The sequence below is a fragment of the Micrococcus sp. genome (assembly GCF_030523875.1).
Classification (GTDB): domain Bacteria; phylum Actinomycetota; class Actinomycetes; order Actinomycetales; family Micrococcaceae; genus Micrococcus.
Genome location: NZ_JAUNHR010000119.1, coordinates 1 through 4,794, shown reverse-complemented (window position 1 = coordinate 4,794; position 4,794 = coordinate 1). Strand labels below are relative to the sequence as shown.

Below are 4,794 nucleotides of genomic sequence, written 5' to 3'. Positions count from 1 at the left end.
CCCGGCTCGGCCTCGGTGAGCACGACGCGCACCTGCTCCCCGGGGATCGCGTGGCGGACGAACACGACCCGCCCCTCGTGGCGGGCGACGCAGTGGCCGCCGTGGGCCATGGCCCCCGTCTCCACCTCGATGATCGCTCCGATGCCGGTGGCCTCTGGCGTGCTCTGCGTGACCGTCATGGCTGTGCTCCTCTCCGCACGGGCGCGCCTCGGCCCTTGTGGACGACGGCGTCTTGGTCCACTGTACCGCCCGCACGGGTCGCCCCCGCCGCCCGGCGGGGTCCTCAGAGCCCGGAATCGTGCGGATCGCGGCGGGTGTGACGCACGGCATCCGGGGCGGCCGGGTCCGCGGCACGGGGGTCCCCCTCGTGGATCTGCCACGGCACCGAGCCGACCATCACGCCGGCCTCGCGCTGGAGCCGCCGCGTCTGGCGCGTGGCGGTGCGGTTGTGCAGCAACGTCCGCCAGCCGGGCCGGACCACGTGCTCGGGGATGAAGACCATCACGAGGTCCCGCGGCGAGCGGCTGCGCCGCGAGCGCACGTGGCGCACCAGCGGCACCACGGTGTCCCGGTAGGGGGCGCCCACCACGGTCAACGGGACGGGCAGCCCGGCCCGGGCGAAGTCCTCGACGACCCGCTCGGTGGCCTGCCGGTCGGTGTCCACCACCACGGCCTCCAGGGACGAGGGGCGGGTGGCGCGCGCGTACGCGAGGGCGCGCAGCGCCGGGCGGTTGAGGGTGGACACCACCACGACGACGTGCACGCGGGAGGGCAGGGCCCGTGCGTCGTCCTGGGAGTCGGGGGCGAGCTCGGCGGCCACGGCCTCGTAGTGGCGGCGGATCCGGCCCATCACGAGGGCGCCGAGGAGGATCGCCAGGAGCGCGACCCAGGCGCCCTGCTGGAAGCGGGTGACGAGGACGACGACGCCGGCCAGGCCCGTCACGGCCAGCCCGACGGCGGTGACCAGATAGCGCACGCGCACGGAGGCGCGGGCGCGGGCGCCCGGGGTGTGGGCCAGCTTGCCGCGCCACAGCCGCACCATGCCCACGAGCGCGAGGGTGAAGGCCAGCAGCACGCCGATCACGTAGAGCTGGACCAGCAACGCGGTGCGGGCCCGGAAGAGCACGAGGAGCAGCAGGGTGCCGGCGCCCAGGATCAGCACGCCCCACGTGTGCACCATGCGGTCGCCGCGCACGCGCAGCTGGCGGGGCAGGTACCCGTCGGCGGCGAGGCGGGAGGCCAGCGCCGGGAAGGAGTGGAAGGAGCCGCGGGCGGCCACGAGCAGCAGCAGGCAGGTGACGGCGATGACGGCGACGGCCCCCGGGGAGCCGGGCCCGAAGACCGCGTCGGCGAGCTGGGCGAGCACCGGGCCGGGCTCCTCCCCCGGGGCCAGCGGCGAGCCGTCGGGGCGGCGCAGCGCGGAGGGGTCCAGGGCCACGACCGCGCCCGTGCGCTGGGCCAGGTGCATGACGCCCACGGTGAGGGCGCCCACCACGAGGGCGAGGACGGCGAGCACCCAGCGCACCGTGCGCACCGCGGGGCGGGCCATGCGGTGGGTGACGGAGAGGGGGACCTCCACGCCGGTGAGCAGGACGGAGCCGGCGCTGAAGGCCCGCAGGGCGAGCAGCGCCGTGGCCAGGCCGCCGGCCGGGCCGAGCCCGGCGCCCTCCACCGTGAGCCCGGCGGTCGCCGCGGCCCCCAGCCGGTCCTGGCCGTCCTGCCACAGGCCGACGGCCACGAGCGCGGCGAGCACCGCGACGAAGGCGGTGACCACCACGGGGGTGAGGCGGGAGCGCTCGGCGCCGCCGCGCAGCGCGGAGAGCAGGACGACGACGAGCGCCGCCCCGGCCACCAGCCAGGTGAACCCGTCCACGGCGGGCACCAGCGCGGAGAGGTGGTGGGCGAAGGCGGCGACGGACACGGCCGCGGTGAAGACGAAGTCGAGCATCAGGGCCGCGGCCGCGAGGACGCCCGAGCGCGGGCCGAGCTTGGTGCGGGCCATCCGGTGGATGCCGCCCTGCGGGACGGCCACCACCGCGGCGCGGAACGCCAGCACGGTCAGGACCATGACGGCCACCACGGCCCACCCCACGAACGGGCCGAGCCACAGCGGCGCGCCGCCGGCGGCCACGAGGGTCAGGATGATCTCGTCCGGCGCATAAGCGAGGGAGGAGAGGGCGTTCGAGGAGGTGGCCTGGAGTGCGCGCCAGCGGCCGAGGCGGGGCGCGGCGTGCGCGGAGGACACCACGGGCCGGCCCAGCAGCGCCCGGCGGAGGATCGAGGACGGCGAGCTCACCGGACCACGGTACCCCCGCGGGGGTGGGAGGATGATGCCCGGCGTCGTCGGGACGCCGACCGGACGGGGAAGGAGCGGGCATGGCCCACTACGTGATCGTCGGCGCGGGCCGGGTGGGCCGCCGCCTGGCGGCGGACCTCGACTCCGCGGGGCACTCGGTGGCGCTCGTGGACCGCTCGGCCCACGCGGCCGAGGGTGCGGCGCCGGGCGAGCTGGTCGTCGGCATCGGGTTCGACCGGGACGCGCTGCGCCGGGCCGGGATCGAGCACGCCCAGGGGCTGGCCGCCGTCACCGCGGACGACAGCACCAACATCATCTCCGCGCGCGTGGCCCGGGAGACCTTCCACGTCCCGCACGTGGTCGCGCGCATCTACGACGCCGAGCGCGCCCGGGTGTACCAGCGCCTGGGCATCCCCACGGTGGCCTCCGTGGAGTGGACGGCCGACCAGGTCCTGCACCGGCTGCTGCCGGCGGGCACGGCCGACCCCACCCGCCGTGACCCCTCCGGCCGCCTGCTGATGGCCGAGTTCATGCCGCACCGCTCCTGGTGCGGGCTGCCGCTGACCCGCGTGGAGGAGCTGGCGGGCCTGCGGATCGCCTACCTCACCCGCTACGGCGAGGGCGTGCTGCCCGCCGCGGACGGGGTGCTGCAGGAGGGGGACGTGGTGCACGCCGTGTACCCGGTGGAGGACCGGGACCGCGTGGAGGCACTGCTGCAGGGCGAGGCCGGACGGGCGCGCACCCGCGGAGCCGAGGACGAGGACGACGAGGAGGACCGGGCGTGAGGGTCGTGATCGCCGGGGCGGGCGCCGTGGGCGCCTCGATCGCGCGGGAGCTGGAGCGGCACGGCCACGAGGTGGCCGTCGTCGAGATCCGCCCCGACGCCGCCGCGAAGACGGACGTGGGAGGGGCCCGCATGGTGCTCGGGGACGTGTGCGAGCTGGGGGTGCTGCGCGAGGCCGGGACCCTGTCCGCGGACGTGCTGGTGGCGGCCACCGGCGACGACCGGGCGAACCTCGTGGTCTCCCTGCTGGCCCGCAGCGAGTTCGGCGTGCGCCGCACTGTGGCACGCGTGAACAACCCGCGCAACGACTGGCTGTTCGACGAGTCCTGGGGCGTGGACGTGGCCGTGTCCACCCCGTCCATCATGACGGCGCTGGTGGAGGAGGCGGTGGAGTCCGGCGACCTCGTGCGCCTGCTGCGCCTCGAGGCCGGCGGCGCCGCCCTCACCGAGTTCCGCGTCCCCGCCGGGCACTGGCTGCGCGGGCGCCGCGTGGGCACGGTGTCCTGGCCGCTCGAGGCGCCGCTGCTCGCCGTCGTCCGCGACGGCGCGCCGCGCCCCTCCGCCCCGGACGAGGTCCTGGAGGAGGCCGACGAGCTGTTCTTCCTGGCCGCCCCCGAGGCGGAGGCGGCCCTGCGCCGGCTGCTCGTGGGCCCCGTGGCGGCTCAGCCGCGGCGGGCGTCCGTGGACGGGGCGGAGGCCGGGGCGCCGGGGGCCGAGCCGCGCGGCGAGGACACGGACCAGGCCAGCCAGAGCCCCAGCGCGTAGAGGGGCAGGCCCATGACCACGCGGGCGATCCCCAGCCCGGTGGCCGCGTCCGCCAGGTACATCGGCAGCTGCACGGCCAGGCGGGCGGCGAAGACGCCGGCCACGATCCAGGTGGCCGCCGCGTACTGCCGCCGCCGGGCCGGGGAGGTCCGCCACTCGGTGCCCTCGCCGCGGACCAGGCCGAACAGCACACCCGCCAGCGGCCAGCGGACCGCCACCGAGACGGCCATGGCCACGAGGTAGACCGCGTTGGTCACCAGGCCCCACACGTAGAAGTCGGCCGCCCGGCCCGTGGTCAGCGCCAGCGCCACGGACAGGCCCACCACCACGACGCCGGCCAGCACCTGCACGGGCGACTGGCGCTGGGCCAGCCGCACGACGCCCATGGCCACGGCCACGGCGAGGGCGGCCAGCCCCGCCGGCCACACCTGCCCCGTGACCAGCGAGGCCAGGAGGAACACGAAGGTGGGCAGGGAGGCCTCCACGATCCCGCGCACCCCGCCCACGCTCGCGAGCGGGTCCAGGCGGCCGCGCTCGTCGACGGCGGGGCCGGCCGCGAGTCCCGCGCGGGCGGCGTCGGGGCCGGCGGACTCGGACGGGCGTGCGGGGTCGGCGGGGGGCGGGGTGGCGGTCATGGGCTCTCCTGGGGTGGGACCGGCGGGCCGGTCAGCTCGCGGTCGGGGCCTCGTCGAGGAGGTGGAACTCCGGGTTGTGCACGGTGGGCGCCCCGTCCACCGTGTGCACGCGCCCGCGCAGCCGCAGCCAGGCCCCGGGCATCACGCCGGGCACCCGGGCGCGCCCGTGCCACACCAGCGTGAGGGTGTCCTGCGGCTCGAGCCGTCCGGGCCGGGGCAGGGCGGAGGCCAGCTGCGCCCGGAACACGGTGGCGTCGTCCGCCCCGTGGAAGGTCACGGCCACGACGACGCCGGTCCGCTCCTCCCCCGGGTCC

Annotated in this window: 6 protein-coding genes; 2 read left to right on the top strand and 4 right to left on the bottom strand. The window is 77.3% G+C overall.

Going from position 1 to position 4,794, the window contains the following annotated elements:
* Together Q4D18_RS11070 and Q4D18_RS11065 are read right to left on the bottom strand one after the other, a co-directional pair.
* A partial coding sequence (locus Q4D18_RS11070) for a TRAM domain-containing protein (protein WP_303128373.1) occupies positions 1–179 on the bottom strand: 179 nt, incomplete at its 3' end.
* A 104-nt stretch (positions 180–283) separates the two neighbouring features.
* The gene (locus Q4D18_RS11065) at positions 284–2,296 is read right to left on the bottom strand and encodes an APC family permease (protein WP_303128370.1); all 2,013 of its coding nucleotides are present in this window, start codon (positions 2,294–2,296) and stop codon (positions 284–286) included.
* 80 nt (positions 2,297–2,376) lie between these two features.
* Between Q4D18_RS11065 and Q4D18_RS11060 the strand changes: the two genes are divergently transcribed.
* Positions 2,377–3,081, top strand: coding sequence for a TrkA family potassium uptake protein (locus Q4D18_RS11060; protein ID WP_303128368.1), 705 nt, complete (start codon positions 2,377–2,379; stop codon positions 3,079–3,081).
* Complete coding sequence (locus Q4D18_RS11055) at positions 3,078–3,845, top strand: TrkA family potassium uptake protein (protein WP_303128365.1); 768 nt, start codon at positions 3,078–3,080, stop codon at positions 3,843–3,845. Before Q4D18_RS11060 ends, Q4D18_RS11055 begins: the two co-directional genes overlap by 4 nt.
* Here the strand turns inward: Q4D18_RS11055 and Q4D18_RS11050 are convergent.
* Positions 3,743–4,480 carry a DUF3159 domain-containing protein gene (locus Q4D18_RS11050; RefSeq protein ID WP_303128363.1) on the bottom strand — a complete coding sequence of 246 codons (738 nt, stop codon included), beginning with the start codon at positions 4,478–4,480 and terminating at the stop codon, positions 3,743–3,745. The two genes, Q4D18_RS11055 and Q4D18_RS11050, sit on opposite strands and share 103 nt — an antisense overlap.
* Positions 4,481–4,511: 31 nt before the next feature.
* On the bottom strand, positions 4,512–4,794 hold a 283-nt coding region (locus tag Q4D18_RS11045; protein WP_303128361.1), incomplete at its 5' end, for a hypothetical protein.